Annotated in this window: 15 protein-coding genes; 5 read left to right on the top strand and 10 right to left on the bottom strand. The window is 74.1% G+C overall.

Annotated elements, in window-relative coordinates; all coding sequences use genetic code 11:
- The first annotated feature begins 11 nt into the window (after positions 1–11).
- A complete protein-coding gene (locus PSQ21_RS03265) occupies positions 12–917 on the top strand; it encodes a Gfo/Idh/MocA family protein (protein WP_274028887.1) in 906 nt (301 codons plus the stop codon).
- Here PSQ21_RS03265 and lnt read toward each other — a convergent pair.
- The 4 genes from lnt to PSQ21_RS03245 all read right to left on the bottom strand — a co-directional run bounded on the left by lnt (position 841) and on the right by PSQ21_RS03245 (position 5,445).
- Positions 841–2,529: an apolipoprotein N-acyltransferase gene (lnt, locus tag PSQ21_RS03260; RefSeq protein WP_274028886.1), complete on the bottom strand. Its 1,689-nt coding sequence runs from the start codon at positions 2,527–2,529 to the stop codon at positions 841–843. The two genes, PSQ21_RS03265 and lnt, sit on opposite strands and share 77 nt — an antisense overlap.
- A 169-nt stretch (positions 2,530–2,698) precedes the next feature.
- Complete coding sequence (locus PSQ21_RS03255; RefSeq protein ID WP_274028885.1) at positions 2,699–3,211, bottom strand: nuclear transport factor 2 family protein; 513 nt, start codon at positions 3,209–3,211, stop codon at positions 2,699–2,701.
- 216 nt (positions 3,212–3,427) lie between these two features.
- On the bottom strand, positions 3,428–4,297 hold the full coding sequence (locus tag PSQ21_RS03250; protein ID WP_274028884.1) for a universal stress protein: 870 nt from the start codon (positions 4,295–4,297) through the stop codon (positions 3,428–3,430).
- Positions 4,298–4,377: 80 nt separating this feature from the next.
- On the bottom strand, positions 4,378–5,445 hold the full coding sequence (locus tag PSQ21_RS03245) for a ferric reductase-like transmembrane domain-containing protein (RefSeq protein ID WP_274028883.1): 1,068 nt from the start codon (positions 5,443–5,445) through the stop codon (positions 4,378–4,380).
- 237 nt (positions 5,446–5,682) lie between these two features.
- Between PSQ21_RS03245 and PSQ21_RS03240 the strand changes: the two genes are divergently transcribed.
- Both PSQ21_RS03240 and PSQ21_RS03235 read left to right on the top strand, forming a co-directional pair.
- The gene (locus tag PSQ21_RS03240; protein WP_274028882.1) at positions 5,683–6,357 is read left to right on the top strand and encodes a hypothetical protein; all 675 of its coding nucleotides are present in this window, start codon (positions 5,683–5,685) and stop codon (positions 6,355–6,357) included.
- Positions 6,358–6,753: 396 nt separating this feature from the next.
- Entirely contained in the window at positions 6,754–7,377 is a 624-nt protein-coding gene (locus tag PSQ21_RS03235) for a sigma-70 family RNA polymerase sigma factor (protein WP_274028881.1), read from the top strand.
- A 58-nt stretch (positions 7,378–7,435) separates the two neighbouring features.
- Here the strand turns inward: PSQ21_RS03235 and PSQ21_RS03230 are convergent, their stop codons facing one another.
- From PSQ21_RS03230 to PSQ21_RS03215, 4 genes are read right to left on the bottom strand one after another with little or no spacing between them, the layout of a single operon-like run.
- On the bottom strand, positions 7,436–8,746 hold the full coding sequence (locus PSQ21_RS03230) for an MFS transporter (RefSeq protein ID WP_274028880.1): 1,311 nt from the start codon (positions 8,744–8,746) through the stop codon (positions 7,436–7,438).
- 10 nt (positions 8,747–8,756) lie between these two features.
- On the bottom strand, positions 8,757–9,980 hold the full coding sequence (locus tag PSQ21_RS03225) for an ATP-grasp domain-containing protein (protein WP_274028879.1): 1,224 nt from the start codon (positions 9,978–9,980) through the stop codon (positions 8,757–8,759).
- Positions 9,977–11,137, bottom strand: coding sequence for a pyridoxal-phosphate dependent enzyme (locus PSQ21_RS03220; RefSeq protein ID WP_274028878.1), 1,161 nt, complete (start codon positions 11,135–11,137; stop codon positions 9,977–9,979). Before PSQ21_RS03220 ends, PSQ21_RS03225 begins: the two co-directional genes overlap by 4 nt.
- Entirely contained in the window at positions 11,134–11,874 is a 741-nt protein-coding gene (locus PSQ21_RS03215; protein WP_274028877.1) for a class I SAM-dependent methyltransferase, read from the bottom strand. The genes PSQ21_RS03220 and PSQ21_RS03215 overlap by 4 nt, the downstream gene beginning before the upstream one ends.
- Positions 11,875–12,236: 362 nt before the next feature.
- On the opposite strand from PSQ21_RS03215, the gene PSQ21_RS03210 reads away from it, so the two are divergent.
- On the top strand, positions 12,237–16,541 hold the full coding sequence (locus PSQ21_RS03210; RefSeq protein ID WP_274028876.1) for a bifunctional nitrate reductase/sulfite reductase flavoprotein subunit alpha: 4,305 nt from the start codon (positions 12,237–12,239) through the stop codon (positions 16,539–16,541).
- 16 nt (positions 16,542–16,557) lie between these two features.
- Complete coding sequence (locus tag PSQ21_RS03205) at positions 16,558–17,124, top strand: AAA family ATPase (RefSeq protein ID WP_274028875.1); 567 nt, start codon at positions 16,558–16,560, stop codon at positions 17,122–17,124.
- Between the two features lie 146 nt (positions 17,125–17,270).
- Here PSQ21_RS03205 and PSQ21_RS03200 read toward each other — a convergent pair whose 3' ends face one another.
- Entirely contained in the window at positions 17,271–18,152 is an 882-nt protein-coding gene (locus PSQ21_RS03200; protein WP_274028874.1) for an undecaprenyl-diphosphate phosphatase, read from the bottom strand.
- Positions 18,153–18,339: 187 nt separating this feature from the next.
- On the bottom strand, positions 18,340–19,062 hold the full coding sequence (locus PSQ21_RS03195) for a TVP38/TMEM64 family protein (RefSeq protein ID WP_274028873.1): 723 nt from the start codon (positions 19,060–19,062) through the stop codon (positions 18,340–18,342).
- Positions 19,063–19,080: the final 18 nt, after the last annotated feature.

Below are 19,080 nucleotides of genomic sequence, written 5' to 3'. Positions count from 1 at the left end.
CAGGAGACCTCGTGAAGATCGGTTGCATCGGGCTCGGCGACATCGCGCGGAAGGCGTACCTGCCGGTGCTCAGCGCCGTACCGGGGGTCGAACTGCATCTGCAGACCCGCACCCCCGCCACGCTCCACGCGGTCGGCGACACCCACCGCGTTCCGGCCGGCGCACGTCACACGACCCTCGACTCCCTCCTCGCCGCCGGGCTGGACGCGGCGTTCGTGCACGCCCCGACCGCCGTGCACCCGCAGATCGTGGAACGGCTCGTCGAAGCCGGCGTCGCCACCTATGTCGACAAGCCGATCGCCTATGAGTACGCCGACTCCGAGCGGCTGGTGAACCTCGCCGAGGAACGCGGCGTCAGTCTCGCCGTCGGCTTCAACCGCCGCCTCGCCCCGGGCTACGCGCAGTGCGCGGAGCACCCGCGCGAGCTGATCCTCCTGCAGAAGAACCGGGTCGGACTGCCCGAGGACCCCCGGACGATGGTCCTCGACGACTTCATCCACGTCGTCGACACCCTGCGCTTCCTGGTCCCGGGCACCGTCGACCACACCACCGTGCGGGCCCGGATCGTGGACGGGCTGATGCACCACGTGGTGCTCCAGCTGTCCGGCGACGGATTCACCGCCATCGGCATGATGAACCGGCTGAACGGGTCGACCGAGGAGATCCTCGAAGTCTCCGGACAGGACTCCAAGCGGCAGGTCCTCAACCTCGCGGACATCGTCGACCACAAGGGGCAGCCCAGCGTGCGGCGGCGCGGCGACTGGGTCCCCGTGGCCCGGCAGCGCGGCATCGAAGCCTGCGTGCACACCTTCCTCGACGCCGTGCGCCGGGGCGAGACGCTCAGTGCCCGGGACGCCCTGGCGACCCATGAGCTGTGCGAGCGGGTGGTCCGGGAGGCCCTGGCGCAGGCCTCCTGAGCGCCCGCAGTCCCTCGACGGCGCACAGCACGGCCAGCGCCGCCAGCGCCCCGTACACCGGCCAGGCGCCGAGCCGGACGTAGAGCGTGCTCCCGCGCGCCAGCGGCAGCTCGAACACCTCCGCCGCGCTCACGTCCGTGCCGAGCGGGCGGCCCACCCGCTCCCCCCGGGGCCCGTACGCCGCACTGATCCCGGTGAGCGTCGAGTGGACCATCGGACGGCCGTTCTCGGCTGCCCGCAGCGCCCCCAGCGAGGCATGCTGGGCGGGGGCCCAGCTGTCCTGGAACGTCGAGGTGGCGGACTGGGCGACGATCACCCGCGCCCCGTCGCGCACCAGCCCGCGGCTCATGTCGGGGAACGCCGTCTCGAAGCAGACCAGGGGGCCGATCCGCAGCCCCCGCGCCCCGTCCGGCAGGGTCATCACCACCTGGCGGTCGCCGCGCAGCCGGTCCTCGCCCGCCGCCTTGCCCACGGAGGTCGCCCACCCCAGCACGGAGCGGGCCGGAACGTACTCGCCGAACGGGACCAGACGCATCTTGTCGTAGCGGTCCCCGGTCGGCCCGTCCGGGCCCACGAGCACCGCCGACTTGAAGATCCCCGACCGCCCCGAGCCGTCCGTCTGCCGGGCGTCCACATTGACCAGCAGATCGGCACCGACCAGCCGGGACAGCCCGGCCAGCCGCCGCGCGGTCTCCGGGCGCTCCCAGGCACCCGCCCCGATGCTGCTCTCGCCCCACACGACCAGGTCCACGTTCCGGCCCCGCAGCGAACGGGTCAGCTCCTCGCCCCGGTCGAAGCGGCGGGCGACGCTCCCCGGTCCCTCCACGACGCCCGGCTGCACGACGGCGATCCGGACCGTGCCCGTGGGCGTGGGCCCCGGCGCCCAGGCCCACATCGCCGCGACGGACAGGGCGCACACCACCAGCAGGACGCCGGCGGTCGTCCGGGCCGTGCGGTCGGCGATGAGCAGCGCCGTACCGGTGTTCACCGCGAGCACCAGCAGACTCACCAGCCACACCCCGCCCACCGAGGCGACCCGCAGGGCGGGGGCGACCTCCCACTGACTCGCGCCGAGGAGCCCCCAGGGCCCGCCGAGCCCTTCCCAGGACCGGACCAGCTCGATCATCAGCCACCCGGAGGGCACGACGACCACGGCGGCGACGGCACGCGGCGCGGAGGGAGACCCGCCGAGCAGCCGGGACACCAGCAGCCCCCAGGGAGCCCAGAGCAGCCCCACCAGGGCGGCCAGCAGCACGATGAAGACGTGGAGGCTCGGGATCAGCCAGTGGTGCACCGCGATGACGAAGCCGATGCCGCCGATCCAGCCGTCCAGCGCGGCCCTGCGGGGGGAGGGCGCGGTGCGGATCAGCAGCAGCCAGGGGACCAGCGCCCCGTAGGCGAACCACCAGAGTCCGGGCGCGGGGAAGGCGAGCGCGGGCAGCGCCCCGGCGAGCAGCGCCGCCGCGCCCCGGACCCAGGGCGACGAGAGCGTTCCCGCGCCCGCGGAGACCCGGCCGCCGGCCGCCGGCCCGCCACCGGAGGCGCCGCCGCCTTCACCGGACGAGCCGGCCGCGTTCCGGCCGACCGCGCGACGCCCACCCCGGATTCGCATGCCGTGCCTCCTCGGTCGTGCGCGGGCGGGCGGTCGCCGTCAGCGCGTCAACCCCTGGATACCCAGTGTGGGGGAGGTGATCCCCGCCGGACACAGGACGCGGGCCGGGCGGGGCACGGCGGACGGAACCGGTGCCCTCCGGGCGGCGACGACGGTGGAGGCCGGGGTCCTACACGCCTGGCGTCCGGCGCCACTTCTCATGAACGGTGACCGTACGGATGAGCCAGCCCGGTTCGGCGCGTCGCAGCTCGAAGGTGCAGCGGCCGCCGGCCACGAAGTCGGGCGCGGCGCTCCCCGTCCGCCCGTCGTCCGTCCGGTCCGGCCCGTCCGCTCCGGAGCCGCCCGCCGTCTTCCGTGCCAGGCACATCGGATTGAGGTAGTCGGCCCGCACCTCGGCCCGGTCGCCCGTATAGCCGCCCAGATCCTCCAGCTCGATCCGGCGGTTGACGATCAGGTGCTGGCGCACCGGGAAGAGGCGCAGGGACTCGTCGAGCCACCGGGCGGTCTCCTCGGCCGGGCCCTCCACGCCTCCCGCGCCCCGGTAGTCCGCGCGGCCGTCCGGGGTGAACAGGGCTCCGTAGTCCGACCAGGCCCCGTCGTCGACGGCCACCGCATACCCGGTGATCACCGCATCGATGGCAAGCCGGTCCATCACGGTCGCGAGTGCCACACGCTGTGTCATCGGTCAAGTCTCCGCCACACCGCCCGCCAGGCCAAGGGGGCCGCACCGACGGGACGCCCGCCGCGACGCCGACTCCACCGAGCACGGGAGAACCGCTGGACGGGCCGGGGAAGACGCTCACCGAAGACCGAAGACCGAAGACCGAAAACCGGAGACCGCGGACCGGAGACCGCGGACCGGGGAGCGGCCTCCGTCGCCGGGAAACGGAGGAGCGGCTCAGCAGGGCACGACGGCGACCGGACCCAGCGCGTGCGTGACCGCCGTCTGCGCCACCGGGGACAGCCCGAGCCCGAGCGACTCGCCGCCCTTGCGGCGGCCGATCACCGTCAGGGCCGCCGTCGCCGACGCGGTCACCAGGGTGCGTGCGGCCGAACCGTTGACCGGCTCCCGGACGATCTCCACCTGCGGGTACCTCTCGTGCCACCCCGAGGTCAGCTCGGCCAGGGTCCGGGCGGCCGAGCCCGCCGCCTCCTGCCGGTCCAGGACGGGGCCGCCCGCGAGCATGGAGGAGAACATCGTCCAGCCGTGCACGATCCGCAGCCGGGCGCCCGGCCGGGAAGCCGCGGTGGCGAAGGCGAACTCCAGGACCGCCTCGCTGCTCTCGTCCGCGGCCACCCCCGCCACGATGTCGGTGAAGGCCCCCGCGTCCCCGGCCCGGTCGTCGTCCCCCTCCGGGCGGTCCTCCTGCACGACGATGACGGGGCAGCTCGCCATCGACGCGGTGGCGAGGCTGTTGGAACCGACCATCAGCGAGCGGAAGCCGCCGAGCCCGCGCGATCCGACCACGATCATCGACGCGTCCCGGCCGAGCGAGACCAGGGCGGCCGACGGGAAGTCCAGCGGGGCCAGGGTCGAGGGCCGCAGCTCCGGAGCGATGGCCGCGCTCCGGCGCACGGACTCGGCCAGGAGGGCCTCCGCCTCACGCCGTCCGGTCTCCTCGTCCACCTGCCGGGTGAGCGGGCGGACGTGGACGATCAGCAGGGGCAGCCCCCGCCGCACGGCTTCGTGGGTGGCCCAGTCGAGCGCCTGCCGGCTGTGCGTGGAGCCGTCGACTGCGGCGATCACGGGAAGATCGTTGGTGGTCATGCCTCCGAGCGTACGTCGCCGGGCGGACGGCTCTCACCTGTGGTGGCGGGCGACGCGCACCCGCGGTGGCGGGCAGCCTCTCAGTCATGGTTGTGGGTGGAGGAGGTGTCCTCGGGGGCTGTGCTGCGCCCACCGTCGCTGCCACTGGCCACGACGGCGATCAGGGCCGCCAGAACCGCCACCACGGAGAGTCTGCCGCCGACCCGCAGGGCCCACCCGGTGCGGGCACCGGTGGTCGTTCCGGGCCGGCCGGGCAGCTTCTCGGACCGGCGGGCGGGCCGCGTCAGACGCAGGAGAAGCAGCGCGGCGATCGGGAGCTGGAGCAGCCAGACACTGGTGCGGAACCAGCCGTCGTACCAGACGTTGGTTCCGTACAGCAGGGTGTGCCAGACGCTGAGGACGTAGACGACGATCACGCAGCGGTGCAGGACCCGCCAGGTCTTGGGGCCGATGCGGTGGCGTACGTAGAAGAGCAGGCCGAGGGGGAGCGCGAGGTACAGGGCCGCCTGGCCGATGGGGATGGCGATCCGGCCGGTCCCCGAGTCGTAGCCGCCGGGGACGAAGGCCTCCACGAAGGCGGTGGCGACCGCGGAGTTCCAGGACGCGGTGTCGTGCCGGACCAGCTCGGCCCCGAACAGCAGGGCGTGGGCCACGATCAGGGCGATGGTGTTGAGGCTCGTGGTGCGGTGCAGGCGTTCCAGCCGGGAGCCCGAAAGCGGCAGGCGGCCCGGCCGGGGGCCGGACAGCATCAGCCCGAGGATGACGGTTCCCCAGGCCCAGAGCAGCGCGGACCAGCCGAAGGCCTGGCTGAGGAAGTACATCCAGAAGCCGCCCGCGTCGGCCATGAACGGCATCACGGTGACCGTGGACGAGGTCTTGTTGCGGATGCGTATGTAGAGCAGGACGAAGATCGCCGCGGTGACGAGGAGCGCCACCAGGCCGTCGGGCCACGAGGCCCGCAGGTCGGAGCGGAGCGTCGGCCGTCTCGGCTCTCCCTGCCGCCGGGGGGCGGGGACGTGGCCGTCGTCCGGCGCGGCGCTGCCGGCGGCGGTGGCCTCGGCTTCAGGTCCGGTTCCGGCGGTCGGCACGGCGCCTAGGGGCGTTTCGGTGGCCGCTGCCGGGTCGGGGGTGGGGGGTGGGTTCGTCATGCGGCCTCTTCGGGGCGGGGGCATCGGCTGGCGGGGGCGGATGCGGCGGCCCCGGGCCACGAGGCGTACGCAGGCGCGTTGTTGGAGCAGTCGGGCGTGGCGAGGGAAAAGTTCCCGACATGTCCATGTGACATGGATCACATGACGCTGTCGATGGGGCAAACGAGGCGAACTCCCGTTGTTTCGGCATCTGGTGCCCTTCTCTCCTGGGCGGGTGCGACTGGCACGATGGTTGCCATGGGGGCCGGAACCGCACTCCGACTCGGACGCACCGCGTTGTTCGCGGTGGTGTGCGTCGCCGTGTCCGGACTCGGCCACGCGCTGATGTCCGGCGCGCCCCTGCCTCTGCTCGTCCAGGCCGCCGCGCTGCTGCCGGTGTGCGGGGCGGGGTGGTGGCTCGCCGCGCGGGAGCGCGGCGCTCCGGCGACCGTGACGGCCCATGTCCTGGGCCAGTTGGGGCTGCACGCCTTCTTCGCCTTCGCCGGGTCCTGGTCGCCGGCCGGCTTCGGCGCGCACCACTCGGGCACCGGGCGCCTTGCGTCGGGCGCGATGAAGCACTCCGCGCACGAGGTCCCGATCGGCGGCTCCTCGGACCTGATGGGGGTTCTGGCCGCTTTCGACGGGGCGGTGTTCACCCTCGGCATGGCCGCCGCCCACGCGGTGGCCGGGCTGGTCTGCGGCTGGTGGCTGTGGCGCGGCGAGGTCGCCCTCGCCCGGCTGGGCCGCTGCCTGGTGCTGTTCGTCCGCGCCCCGCTGCGCACGGCCTGGCGGCTGTGGTCCGCGACGCCGCCCGCGCCCGCGCCGCCCGTCCGGCGGCGCGTCCGCCGCCGCCCCCTCCGCGGCCCCCGGGACCCCCTCGCCCTGCACGCCATCTCCCGGCGCGGGCCCCCGCTCTCCCTCCGCATCCTCTGACCTCCATCCGCCCTTCGGCCGCGACGCGCCGGGGGCGGTACGGGTGTGCGCCCCGCGCACACCCGTGACAGGCATGCCGGTGCTCCGGGTCGCCCTCACGGGGGCCCGGGACCGGTCACCGGAGCCGGGCGACCGCTGCGCGGCTCCGCAAGGACGCGAAGGACTGCCGTGACACTTCCTGCTCCCGCGCGACCCACCGCCGCGCGCCCCACAGCTGCGCCACCCACTACCGCGCCACCCACCGCCGCACGCCCCACTACCGCGCCACCCACCGCCGCACGACCGGCCGCCCCGCTACCCATCACCGCGCGCCCCACCACCGCACGACCGGCCGCCCCGCCGCCGGCCGTCCCGCCGCCCGTGCGGGCGCCCGCCTCCCGGCCCCCGGCCATCCGGGTGTCCGCCACCCGCCCGCCCCAACCCCGCGTCCCGGCCGCCCGGCAGAACGACGGGCAGATCACCGACTGGGCGCTGGCCGCGGGCGGTGGGGACAGGGAGGCCGCCGACCGCTTCGTCCGGGCGACCTACGAGGACGTCCGCAGATTCGTCGCCTATCTCAGCTCCGACGTCCCGGGGGCCGACGACCTGGCTCAGGAGACCTACCTCCGGGCGATGAGCGGCCTGGCCCGGTTCGCGGGGCGTTCCTGCGCCAGGACCTGGCTGATGTCGATCGCGCGGCGCGTCGTCATCGACCGGCACCGCGCCGCCGCCGTACGCCCCCGGACCGCCGACACCGCGGACTGGCAGACCGCCGCGGAACGAGCCCAGCCCCGTCAGCTGCCCGGGTTCGAGGAGTCCGTCGCGGTGCTGGACGCCCTGCGCCGACTGGACCCGGCGCGCCGCCAGGCCTTTGTCCTCACTCAACTGCTCGGAGTCTCCTACGAGGAGGCGGCGGACGCCGCGGGCTGCCCGATCGGCACGGTGCGCTCCCGCGTGGCCCGCGCCCGCCGCGAACTCGCCGGGCAGTGGCGCGCGGAACAGGCCGACGTCCACCGGGGCCCGCTCCCCGCATCGGCCTGATCGGCCTTCCTCCGGAGGGACCATGCCGCGAGCCTTCGGTTGATCCCGACGAGACGCCCTAACCGACGCCCGCCCGCGATCCCTCCGGGTCCCGGGCGGTGCGCCGTCGGCGGAGCAGGAACACCGGCAGCAGCAGGCACTGGAGGCAGACCGCCGCCCAGAACCCCCGAGCCGAGCCCGCCGACTCGGCCGCCCCGTACAACTGCCCGCCCACCACCCCGCTGGCGAACGCGCCGATGCCCGCCGCCAGCCGCTGACGCCCGAACACGCTCGCCGGGGCGGCCGACGAACGGGCCAGCGCCTCCAGGTCGTTCTTGAGGAAGAGCACGATCTCCCCGAGACACAGCAGCGCCCCGCCCACCACGATCCCCGCGTGCCCCCCGGCCCCGATCGCCGCCATGCCCGCGGCCATCGCACCGAAACCCCACCGCAGCGCGGCCGGGTAGCCCAGTGCGGCGACCCGTTCCGCCAGCAGCGGCTGCGCGACGACGAGAAGGGCCGCGTACCCCGTCAGCACGGCCCCGTAGAAGGCCGCCGATGTCCGGGGGACCGCGTACAGCGCCAGATAGTGCTGGAAGAACATGAACGCGTACACGCTCAGCACGGTCACCACGAACGGTGAGGGCCCGGAGCGCGGTGCGCCGGACTCCGGGGCCCGGTCGGCGGCGGGCGCGGCGGAGGACCCGTCGGCGGGCCGGTCCGCCGCGCCCGCCGGCAGCAGCGCGTGCCCGGCGCCCACGAGCGCGAACAGTACGGTGACGCCGGAGAACAGCACACCGGGGGAGCCCATGACGAGCGGCGCGGCGGCCGGAGGGCCCAGGGCCATCCCCGCGTTGAACGCCGAACCGCTCGCCGACAGCAGCCGGGGGCGCTGCGCCTGCGACGCCCCCTCCACGAGGTACGCCTTGTTCGCCGGGAGATACAGCGCCGCGCCCGCCGACACCAGCAGCAGCGCCCCGACCGCGAGGACCGGACTGGTCAGCCCGGGGACCAGAGCGGCGAAACCCGCCGTACGCAGTCCCAGCGCCAGCAGCATCGCGCGCCGCAGCCCGATCCGCCCGGCCACGGGCCCCGCCACCACGCCCCCGGCGAACTGGATCAGCGACGCGACGGCCAGCACGAAGCCGACCGTGCCGAGCCCGAGGCCGAGCCGCTGGTGCAGCAGCACCGACATGTAGGGCAGCACGGCGAAGCTGCCCAGCGTGATCAGGAACGAGCCCCCCAGCAGGAACCGCTGGGGCCCGGTGAGCGGCGGGCGCCCCGCCCGCCGAGGGGCAGTCCCGCGCCGGGCCCGCCCCCTCCGCCCGGGGGCGGGCCGCCCGCGGTCCGCGCCGGCCCCCGGAGCCCCGTCCGTCCGCCGGAGGCTCACCTCCCCGGGCTCACGGCGCCCCGGCGACGACCGGGCGGACCCGGACGGCCGCGCTCCACGCCCGGTGCTGGGCCAGCTCCGCCGTCCGCGCCTCGGCCAGCACCATGCCCGTGCAGCCCCGCTGGTCGCCGACGTGGATCACGCTCTCGCCGGGCTCGCGGACCGGGAACCACTCCACCGCCCCGGGGAACGCCCCGAGTTCGTCGAGGCCGTGCCAGCCCTTCAGCACCCCGGGCCGCTCCGCGTAGATAAGGACGAAGCCGTACGCGGGCCCCGTGGCGTCGAGCGGGGCCTCCAGCAGCGCCGGACGGCGGCCGAGCGCCTCGTCCATCATGGCCGTGTAGACGTTGGTCCGCAGCGTCCGGCACAGCACCTCGCCGACCAGCGCGCCGCCGATCCTGCGGTTGATCTCCACCAGCTCGGGCCCGTCGGCCGTCAGGACGAACTCCACATGGGCGAAGCCGCGGGTGTGCCCCGCCGCCGCGAGGACTCGGCCCACCCACGCCTCGATCCCGGCCCGGTCCTCCTCCGGCAGCGCCACCGGGAACGCCGCAGCCTCCTCCCGTACCACCGCCGCCCGGGACGTCTGGCGGCTCAGCACCCCGAGCAGCCGGGTGGTCCCGTCCCAGCCGACGGTCTCCGCGCTGTACAGCGGGCCGGCGAGGAACGCCTCGGCGAACAGGTCGCCGGCCAGGCGCTGTTCGCCCGCCTCCGCCAGCGCCCGGTGCAGGGCCTCCTCGTCGTGCACGATCCACACGGAGCGCGAGGATGTGCCCGCCGAGTCCTTCAGGACCGCGGGCAGCCCCACGGCCCGCAGCACCTCCCCGGCGCCTTCGGGACCCGGCGGGACGGAAACGGCCGTACCCCGGCTCAGCCCGTGCGCGTACAGCGTCTCCCGCACCCGGCGCTTGTCCCGCAGCAGCCGTACGGCTCCGGGATCCGCGCCCGGGAGCCCCAGTCCGGCGGCCAGTTCGGCGGCCGGCACGCTCCAGGTGTCCGTCGTGTTGATCAGTCCGGCCAGGCCGGGCACGGCGGCCAGGGCCCGACGGGTCGCCTCCGCGTCCTTCGTGTCGACGTCCACGACGTCCAGCGCGTCCGGGGGCAGCACCGCCAGCTCGTGCCGGTAGACGGAACGGTCGCCGGTCAGCAGGCACAGCCGGTGCCCCGCTCCGGCGGCGGCCTCCACCATCCGGCCCAGGCCGAAGGACAGGGACTCCAGTGCGGCGATGGTCATGGCAGCAGCTCCACGGTCGGTACGGGGGAGGGGGCGTCGCCCTCGGTGGTCCTGGCGGCCTCCGGAGCGGCGCGACCGGCCCACTCCATCACCGACCACGGCGGCCGCAGCTCGGCCGGTGACCCGATGGTCCGGGGACGCAGCCCGGCCGGGTCCAGGGCCTCGGCATGCCGGGCGAACACCCTTTCCGCGTACCGGTGCCCGGTGTCGGCGCCCAGCACCAGATGCAGCCGCCCGGGATCGCGGGCCGCCTCCCAGGACGCCGCCAGATGGGCCGCCCCGGTGGACAGCCCCGCGAACACCGCGTGCTCCCGCAGCAGTCCGACCGCACCCGCCATCGCGTGGCGGAAGTCCAGCCAGTGGACGGTGTCGTACAGCTCGTGGCGGACGTTCCCGAACGGTATCGAGCTGCCGATGCCCGCGATGATCGCCTCCGGGTCCTCGAACCGCTCGCTCCCGAACGTCACACTGCCGAACGGCTGGATGCCCACCAGCCGCACCGACCGCCCCGACTCCCGCAGCGCGCGGGCCAGCCCACCGGTCGACGCACCCGTGCCCACCGCGCCGACCACGGTCAGCGGGCCCTCGGGCAACGCCCCGGTGAGCAGCTCGGCGAACTCCCGGTAGCCCTCGTGGTGGACCTGGTCGTGATACTGCCGCATCCAGTGGAAGTCCGGCCGCTCCGCCAGCAGCCGGCGCACATGGCGCACCCGCGACTCCTGGTCCAGGCGCAGACTCTGCGAGGGCGGCATCGCGTCGACCGTCGCACCGAGGATCTCCAACTGCGCCCGCATGGTGGCGTCCACGGTGGTGGAGGCCACGATGTGGCAGCGCAGCCCGTAACGGTGGCAGGCCATGGCGAGCGCCAGCGCGTAGATCCCGCTGGAGCTGTCGACCAGGGTCTGCCCGGGGGCCACCCGGCCCCGGCGCAGCAGCGAGCGGACCGCGCCGAGCGCCGCGTACACCTTCATCGTCTCGAAGCGGGCGAGGACGACGTCGCCGGTCAGCCGGATCAGGTCGGGGGCCTTCACCGCGTCGGTGATGTGCTCGTGGACCCTCGCGACGGCCGGGAGCGGCCGGGTGTCCGTCCCGGCGGGTGCGCGGGGGACCGTGTCCGGTCCGGCGGTGCGCGGCCGGGCGTCCGCCCCGGCCCTCACGCGCGCCGCCCGCGCACGATCAGCCGGTCCGAGCGCTGGTCGTAGCCGGACGCGTCGAACCCGCCGAAGCACTCCACGTCGGTGAAGCCCGCGCTCTCGAAGAGGGCGTGCAGCTCGGCCGCCGAGTAGAGCCAGGAGGTGATGGACGCCGTTCGCGCCGTCGTGCCGCGCACCAGCGTCCAGTCCGTGCGCAGTCGACGCCAGCTGTCGAGCACGGTGTCGCGCTGGACGACGTAGGCGCCGTCGGGCAGGTCGACCGCCTTCGGCCGCCCGATCCAGCCCGCCAGCACCTCCTTGCCCATCACGTCCACCAGGAGCTGCCCGCCCGGCGCGAGGCTCTCGTGCGCGTTGCGCAGCACCCGGAGGTTGTCCTCGGCCTCGTCGAAGTAGCCGAACGAGGTGAAGACGTTCAGCACCACGTCGAAGGCGCCCGGCTCCCGGAACGTCAGCATGTCGGCACGCTCCAGCCGGACCTTGGCGCCCGCCGCGTCGCAGGCGGCCCGGGCGCTCCCCAGCATCGAGGGCGACAGATCGACCCCCGTCACCTCGTACCCGCGCCCCGCCAGCGGCACCACGAAGAGCCCCGGCCCGCAGCAGAGGTCCAGGACTCTCGCCCCCGGTGGGAAGTCCAGCAGGGGGGAGGACGCGACCAGGGCGGCGGCGGACTCGGCCCGCGCCGCGGGGAACATCGTCGGGGCGAAATCGGACCAGAGCGCGTCGTCCTCGTACCAGTGCATGCCTCGCGGCCTCCTCCCGGGCCCGGGGGCCCCGTGGGTGTCCTGCTGCCGTCGCCCGGCGGCCGTGACACGTCACCGGCCGCCGCTTCCGCCACCGGAGGGCCTCCCGCGCCCGGCGTCCTTCCAGTAGTCGGCCGCCCCGGCGGAGAAGTTCCCGCGCGGTCCCGGGCGGCGCCGCAGACCGCGGCCCCGCACCGCCCGCCACCGTGCGGGCCTCACCGGCGGCCCCGGGGCGGTGTGCAGTCGACGTAACCGCCGTTGTTCGCCATGTGTCATCCCCGGGTAACGGACCGTTCCTAGAATCAGGGCGACCGCCGCCCGCACCGCGTTCCTCCGGGAACGTCCGCCCCCGAAGGGTCCCCATGACCGTGCCGACCCAGCCGCCGGACGCTCCCGCCACCGACCGGGTGCGTACGGTCTGCTCGTACTGCGGTGTCGGCTGCGGGATCGTCCTCGACATCGCCGCCGGCCCCGACGGCCGCCGCACCGTGGTGAAGGCCTCGGGCGACAAGGAACACCCGTCGAACGCCGGCCGGCTGTGCACCAAGGGCGTGACCGGAGCGGACCTCCTCGCCGCCCCCGGACGGCTGACCACCGCCCTGGTCCGCCGCGACCGCAGCGAGCAGCCCGCCCAACTCGGCCGGGACGCCGCCATCGCGGAGACGGCGCGCCGGCTGCGGTCCGTGCTGGACACCCATGGCCCGGACGCGGTGGCCTTCTACGTCTCCGGCCAGATGACGCTGGAGGCGCAGTATCTCGCCAACAAGCTGGCCAAGGGCTTCATCGGGACCAACACCATCGAGTCCAACTCCCGGCTCTGCATGGCGAGTGCGGGAAGCGGCTACAAGCTGTCCCTCGGCGCGGACGGGCCGCCCGGCTCCTACGAGGACTTCGCCCACGCCGACGTCTTCCTCGTCACCGGCGCCAATATGGCCGACTGCCACCCGATCCTCTTCCTGCGGATGATGGAGCGCGTCAAGGCGGGCGCGAAGCTGATCGTCGTCGACCCCCGGCGCAACGCCACCGCCGCCAAGGCCGACCTGTACCTCCGGATCCGGCCCGGCACCGACCTGGCCCTCCTCAACGGTCTGCTGCACCTCCTCGTCGAGAACGGGCACACCGACCCCGCGTTCATGGCCGAGCACACCGAGGGCTGGGAGGCGATGCCCGCCTTCCTCCGCGACTACCCGCCCGCCGCCGTGGCGGAGATCACCGGCATCGACGAGGACGACATCCGGCGGGCGGCCCGCTGGATCGGCGAGGCGGGCGCCTGGATGAGCTGCTGGACGATGGGCCTCAACCAGTCCACCCACGGCACCTGGAACACCAACGCGATCGTCAACCTGCACCTGGCGACCGGAGCGATCTGCCGCCCCGGCAGCGGCCCGTTCTCGCTCACCGGCCAGCCCAACGCCATGGGCGGGCGCGAAATGGGTTACATGGGCCCCGGGCTGCCCGGCCAGCGATCGGTCCTGGTCGACGAGGAACGCGCCTTCACCGAGGAGCTGTGGGGCGTGCCGCCCGGCACCCTGCGTGCGGACGGCTCGGGCAGCGGCACCGTCGACATGTTCCGGCGCATGGCCGAGGGGGAGATCAAGGCCTGCTGGATCATCTGCACCAACCCGGTCGCCTCGGTGGCCAACCGCCGGACCGTCATCGAGGGCCTGGAGGCCGCCGAATTCGTCGTCACCCAGGACGTGTTCGCCGGCACCGAGACCAACGCGTACGCCGACATCGTCCTGCCCGCCGCGCTCTGGGCCGAGTCCGAGGGCGTGATGATCAACTCGGAGCGCACCCTCACCCTCTCCCGCCGCGTCACCGACCCGCCGGGAGAGGCCTGGCCGGACTGGCGTGTCATCGCGGCGGTGGCCTGCGCCATGGGGTACGAGGACGCCTTCGGCTACACGAGCGCCGAGGAGATCTTCGCCGAGATAACGCGGGCCTGGAACCCGCGCACCGGCTACGACCTGCGCGGAGTGACGTACGAGCGGCTGCGCGACACCCCCGTGCAGTGGCCCAGCGCCACGGTGGACGGCCCCGCCCGCAACCCCGTGCGCTACCTCAACGACGGCGTCAGCCAGGAGCTGACCGTGCGGCCCGACGGGAGTGTCCCGAGGCTCGCCTTCCCCACGCCGAGCGGCCGGGCCGTCTTCCACGCCCGCCCGCACCTGCCGCCGGCCGAGATACCCGACGAGAACTTCCCGTTCCTCCTCAACACCGGGCGGCTCCAGCACCAGTGGCACACCCTCACCAAGACCGCGAAGATCGACCGGCTCAACCGTCTGGACCCCGGCCCGTTCGTGGAGATCCACCCCGACGACGCCGCCGCCCTCGGCATCGGCGAGGACGACGGCGTCGAGGTCGCCTCGCGGCGCGGCCGCGCGGTGCTCCCGGCCCGGATCACCGACCGGGTACGGGCGGGGGAGTGCTTCGCCCCGTTCCACTGGAACGACCTGTTCGGCGAGTACCTCGGCGTGAACGCCGTGACCAACGACGCGGTCGACCCGATCTCGTTCCAGCCCGAGCTGAAGGCGTGCGCGGTCCGGCTGGCGAAGGTCGCCGCACCCGCGCCGCGCCACGAACCCGCCGAGGCGCGGCGGCCCACGTCCACCGATGGCCCCGGTCCTGCGGACGCCTCGGACCCGGTGGTCCCGTCCGCACTCGTGGGCGCGTCGGGCCCGGTGGTCCCGGCAGGACTCCTGGGCACGTCGGGACCGGTGGACATGTCGGGGCGGACGGGCGGGCCGGGGCCGGTGGACGTCTCGGAGCTGGCGGGCACGCTGGGGCTGGTGGACCTCGCCCCGCCGGTCCTCACGGCGACGGAACGCCGCTATCTGGCCGGACTCCTCGCGGGCCTCGGCTCCCGGCCGGAGGGCACCCCGGTGCTTCCGGCGGGCGCCCCGTTCGACCCGGACCACGCGCTGTGGGTCAACGGAGTGCTGGCCGGCACGTACTCGCGGATCGCGGGGACGCCCGAGCCCGCGGCGCCCACGGGCGCCCCGGGGGGACGGGGCCGGCCGGTCGTCGTGCTGTGGGCCTCGCAGACCGGCAACGCCGAGGAGGCCGCCGCGACGGCCGCCCGGACACTGGCCGCCGAGGGGTATCGCACCACGCTCCTCTGCATGGACGACGGGACGCCCGACGCCCTGCCGAGCCCGGCCGACCTCCTCGTCGTCAGCAGCACCTTCGGCGACGGAGAGGCTCCCGACAACGGCTCGGGCTTCTGGGAGTCGCTGAACGCCCCCGGGACCCCCCGCCTGGAGGACGTCCGCTACGCCGTACTCGCGCTCGGCGACTCCAGCTACGACGACTTCTGCGGCCACGGCCGCCGGCTGGACGAACGCTTCGGCGAACTGGGCGCGGAACGGCTGGTCCCGCGCGCCGACTGCGAACCGGACTACGAACTGCCCTTCGAGCAGTGGCTCAAGGAGGTCCGGGCCGCACTGGAGACGACCACACCGGAAGGGACGGCGGCGGCACGGGCACCGGCCACACCGTCGGCCTCGGTGACGGTGTCGCCGTCCGGGACGGCGCCCGGCCGCCCCTCCAGATCCGCTCCCGTCACCGCCCTCCTCACCGGGAACCGCCTCCTGAACCTGCCCGGCGCGACGAAGGAGGTCCGCGCCTTCACGATCGACACGCGGGGCGCCGGCACCCCCCTGACGTACACCGCCGGGGACGCGCTGGGCATACAGCCCCTCAACTCGCCGGACCTGGTGGCCGAATGGCTCGCCGTCACCGGACTCGACCCCGCCGACGAGGTGGACGTCCCCGGGCACGGCACCGTCGCCCTCGACGAGGCACTCCACCGCCACCTCGACATCGCCCGCGTCACCCCGGACCTGCTGCGCCTGGTCGCCGACCACACGGGGGACCGGTCCCTGAAGAAGCTGCTGCGCCCCGACAACAAGGGCGAGAGGGACCGGTGGGTCTGGGGGAGGCAGGCCGTCGACGTCCTCGCCGAACACCCGGTACGGGCCACGGCCGCCGCATGGGCCGAGGTGCTGGGCCCGCTCCGGCCCCGGCTGTACTCCATCGCCTCCAGCCCGCTCGTGGACCCCCACCGGATACGCCTGACCGTCTCCGTGATCCGCTACGAGAGCCACCGCGGCCGGACGCGCAAGGGCGTCGCCTCCACGTTCCTCGCCGACGCCGAACCGGACAGCCCCCTGTCCGTGTTCGTGCAGCGCAACGAACGCTTCCGCCCGCCCGCCGACCCGGCCACCCCGATGATCATGGTCGGGCCCGGCACGGGAGTCGCCCCGTTCCTGGGTTTCCTGGAGGAACGCCGGGCACTCGGTCACTCCGGTGCCACCTGGCTGTTCTTCGGCGAGCAGCACCGGGCCACGGACTTCTACTACCGCGACGAACTCGACGCGCTGCGCCGCTCGGGCACCCTCACCCGGCTGGACACCGCCTTCTCCCGCGACCAGCGGGCCAAGATCTATGTCCAGGACCGCATGCGCGAGCACGGAGCCCAGCTCTGGTCCTGGCTCCGCGACGGCGCCCACCTCTACGTCTGCGGCGACGCCTCCCGCATGGCCAAGGACGTCGACCGGGCTCTGCGCGACATCGCCGTCGCCCACGGGGGACTCGATCCCGACGCCGCGGCCGCCCAGGTGAAGCAGCTAGCCTCGGAGCGCAGATATATGCGTGACGTGTACTGAACGAGGGAGAGCGGCCGTGGCGTGGACAGAGGTGCCGGTGGACACCGGACCGGCGGCGGCGGGCGCCGTCCTGCTGACCGGCATCCCCGGCAGCGGCAAGAGCACGGTGGCCGCGGCTCTCGCCGCCCGATTCACCGCCTCCGCCCACATCGAGGTGGACGCCCTCCAGGAACTCATCGTCTCCGGCGGCCGGTGGCCCTCGCCCGAACGGGACGAGGAGGCGGACCGGCAGATCTTCCTCCGGGCCCGCAACGCCTGCCTGCTGGCGGGCAGTTTCGTCGCCGCGGGCTTCCTCCCGGTCATCGACGACGTCGTCGTGCGCCGCGCCCACCTCGACTTCTACCGTGCCACGCTCACCGGCGTACCGCTGCACTGCGTGGTCCTGGCCCCGGGCGCCGCGAAGGCCATGGAGCGCAACCTCGCCCGGGACAAGACGCTCACGACGGACTGGTCCCCGCTGGACGACGTCCTGCGCACCGAACTGGCCGACGAGAAGATCTGGATCGACAGCGCGGAGCTGACCGTGGACGGGACGGTCGACGCGGTTCTGTCAGCCACCGGCCTGACGCCCCGGCAGGCCTGACGCCCCGGCAGGGCTGACGTCCGGCGGCCTGAGCCCCCGGCGTTGTCAGACCCCCGCCGTACGGTGGGGACATCTGTCCGCGCTGCTGGCTGCTGCGCTGCTGGATCGTCCCGCCCGGCTGCTCCCGGGCGGGACGCGCACCACGCCTACGGGGTGACGCCCGCCGACTCACCCGCGTGCGGGCTGAGCACCCCGGCCCAGATCAGAACGAAGAGGACGACGCCGAGGAGGATGCGGTAGATGACGAACGGCATGAAGCTCTTGGTCGTGATGAACTTCATGAACCACGCGATGACGGCGTAGCCGACGAAGAAGGCCACCAGCGTCGCGAAGATCGTCGGGCCCCAGGAGACATGCCCCTCGCCCACGTCCTTGAGCTCGTAGGCGCCCGAGGCGAGCACGGCGGGGATCGCCAGCAGGAACGAGTAGCGGGCGGCCGACTCCCGGGTGTAGCCCATCAGCAGACCACCGCTGATCGTCGCGCCCGACCGGGAGACCCCGGGGACCAGAGCCATCGCCTGGCAGAACCCGAAGATCAGACCGTCCCTGACCCCCAGCTCCTTGAGCGTCTTGCGCTCCTTCACCACACGGTGCTTACCGCCCGACTCGTCGCGCGCGGCCAGCCGGTCGGCGATGCCCAGCACGATGCCCATGCCGATCAGCGTCGTCGCGATCAGCCGCAGATCGCGGAACGGCCCCTCGATCTGGTCCTTGAGCGTGAGGCCCAGCACGCCGATGGGGATCGAGCCGACGATGACCAGCCAGCCCATCTGGGCATCGTGGTCACCGCGCATCGCACGGTCCGTCAGCGAGCGGAACCAGGCCGACAGGATCCGGGCGATGTCCTTGCGGAAGTAGATGAGCACCGCCGCCTCCGTGCCGATCTGACTGATGGCGGTGAAGGCGGCCCCCGGGTCGTGCCAGCCGGCGAACGCGGCGGTCAGCCGCAGATGGGCGCTGGAGGAGATCGGCAGGAACTCGGTCAGTCCCTGAACGAGTCCCAGGACGAATGATTCGAACCAGCTCATGGGGCTTTGGCCATCCCGGAGGTGATCGTGCATCGGCCACGGACGGCTGGGCCCGTCGGCTGCGTGCGGGGTGCGGAGTGAGGTCGAGGACAACGAGGACAACGAGGACATCGGGGTCGCGGGCAGCGTATCGCCCGAAGGTGAACGTCAGGCCGACTGCACCGGTCATCCACGTGCCGTCGTGCGCTCAGCCCTTCGGCGTGTCCCGGCCGATCCGGTGGCGCTTGCGCCAGGCGACCAGCGCCCCGCCGAGAGCGGACAGCACGATGAAGCCCATGGCCGCCAGGAAGACCGGCGAGGTCGGCGACGCGGCCTCGCTGCCGGCTATCACGTACGCCGCCGTGTTCGGGATCGACCCGAGCCCGGTGGCCAGAAGGAACGGCGGAGCGCCCATCCGGGAGGTCGCCGCGCAGTAGTTGGCGGCGGCGAACGGGATCCCGGGAAAGAGCCGCAGCGCCAGGACGGACCGGAAGCCGTGCCGGCTCAGCACCCCGTCCGCGGCGGTGAGCAGCCGCCCGCGCAGCAGGGTCCGCAGCGCGTCCTGGCCCAGGACCCGGCCCAGCATGAACGACACACCCGCGCCGAGCACCGTGCCCGCCAGCGCCGCCGCCAGGCCCGTCTGCGCGCCGAACAACGCGCCCGCGGCGATGTTGAGCAGCGGGCGCGGCACGAACGCCACCGTCAGCGCCCCGTACGCCAGCCCGAAGAGCATCGCGGCCGTGCCCCCGGTCAGCTGGGGAGGCCAGCCCGACGCCAGCAGCCGCTGCGGTTCGAACAGCAGCATCGTCGACGCGGCGCCCAGCAGGACGACCACGAGCAGCGAGAACCGGGACCACGGCGACAACAGCGCCCTGGAGAGGCGCGGGGCGGGACCGGTGGCGGGCCGCGCGGCGGGGACGGGGTCGAACATTCGGGGAGAGTAACCGAA

It is taken from the genome of Streptomyces sp. MMBL 11-1 (assembly GCF_028622875.1).
Lineage (GTDB): Bacteria > Actinomycetota > Actinomycetes > Streptomycetales > Streptomycetaceae > Streptomyces.
Note: the sequence above shows the minus strand (reverse complement) of the source record. Positions and strands in the feature narration are given on the sequence as shown.

What these genes read in the sequence shown, in the direction of transcription:
- lnt (WP_274028886.1), bottom strand. Translation starts at nt 2,529, where the DNA reads ATGCGAATCCGGGGTGGGCGTCGCGCGGTCGGCCGGAACGCGGCCGGC.
- PSQ21_RS03255 (WP_274028885.1), bottom strand. Translation starts at nt 3,211, where the DNA reads ATGACACAGCGTGTGGCACTCGCGACCGTGATGGACCGGCTTGCCATC.
- PSQ21_RS03250 (WP_274028884.1), bottom strand. Translation starts at nt 4,297, where the DNA reads ATGACCACCAACGATCTTCCCGTGATCGCCGCAGTCGACGGCTCCACG.
- PSQ21_RS03245 (WP_274028883.1), bottom strand. Translation starts at nt 5,445, where the DNA reads ATGACGAACCCACCCCCCACCCCCGACCCGGCAGCGGCCACCGAAACG.
- PSQ21_RS03240 (WP_274028882.1), top strand. Translation starts at nt 5,683, where the DNA reads ATGGGGGCCGGAACCGCACTCCGACTCGGACGCACCGCGTTGTTCGCG.
- PSQ21_RS03225 (WP_274028879.1), bottom strand. Translation starts at nt 9,980, where the DNA reads ATGACCATCGCCGCACTGGAGTCCCTGTCCTTCGGCCTGGGCCGGATG.
- PSQ21_RS03215 (WP_274028877.1), bottom strand. Translation starts at nt 11,874, where the DNA reads ATGCACTGGTACGAGGACGACGCGCTCTGGTCCGATTTCGCCCCGACG.
- PSQ21_RS03210 (WP_274028876.1), top strand. Translation starts at nt 12,237, where the DNA reads ATGACCGTGCCGACCCAGCCGCCGGACGCTCCCGCCACCGACCGGGTG.
- PSQ21_RS03200 (WP_274028874.1), bottom strand. Translation starts at nt 18,152, where the DNA reads ATGAGCTGGTTCGAATCATTCGTCCTGGGACTCGTTCAGGGACTGACC.
- PSQ21_RS03195 (WP_274028873.1), bottom strand. Translation starts at nt 19,062, where the DNA reads ATGTTCGACCCCGTCCCCGCCGCGCGGCCCGCCACCGGTCCCGCCCCG.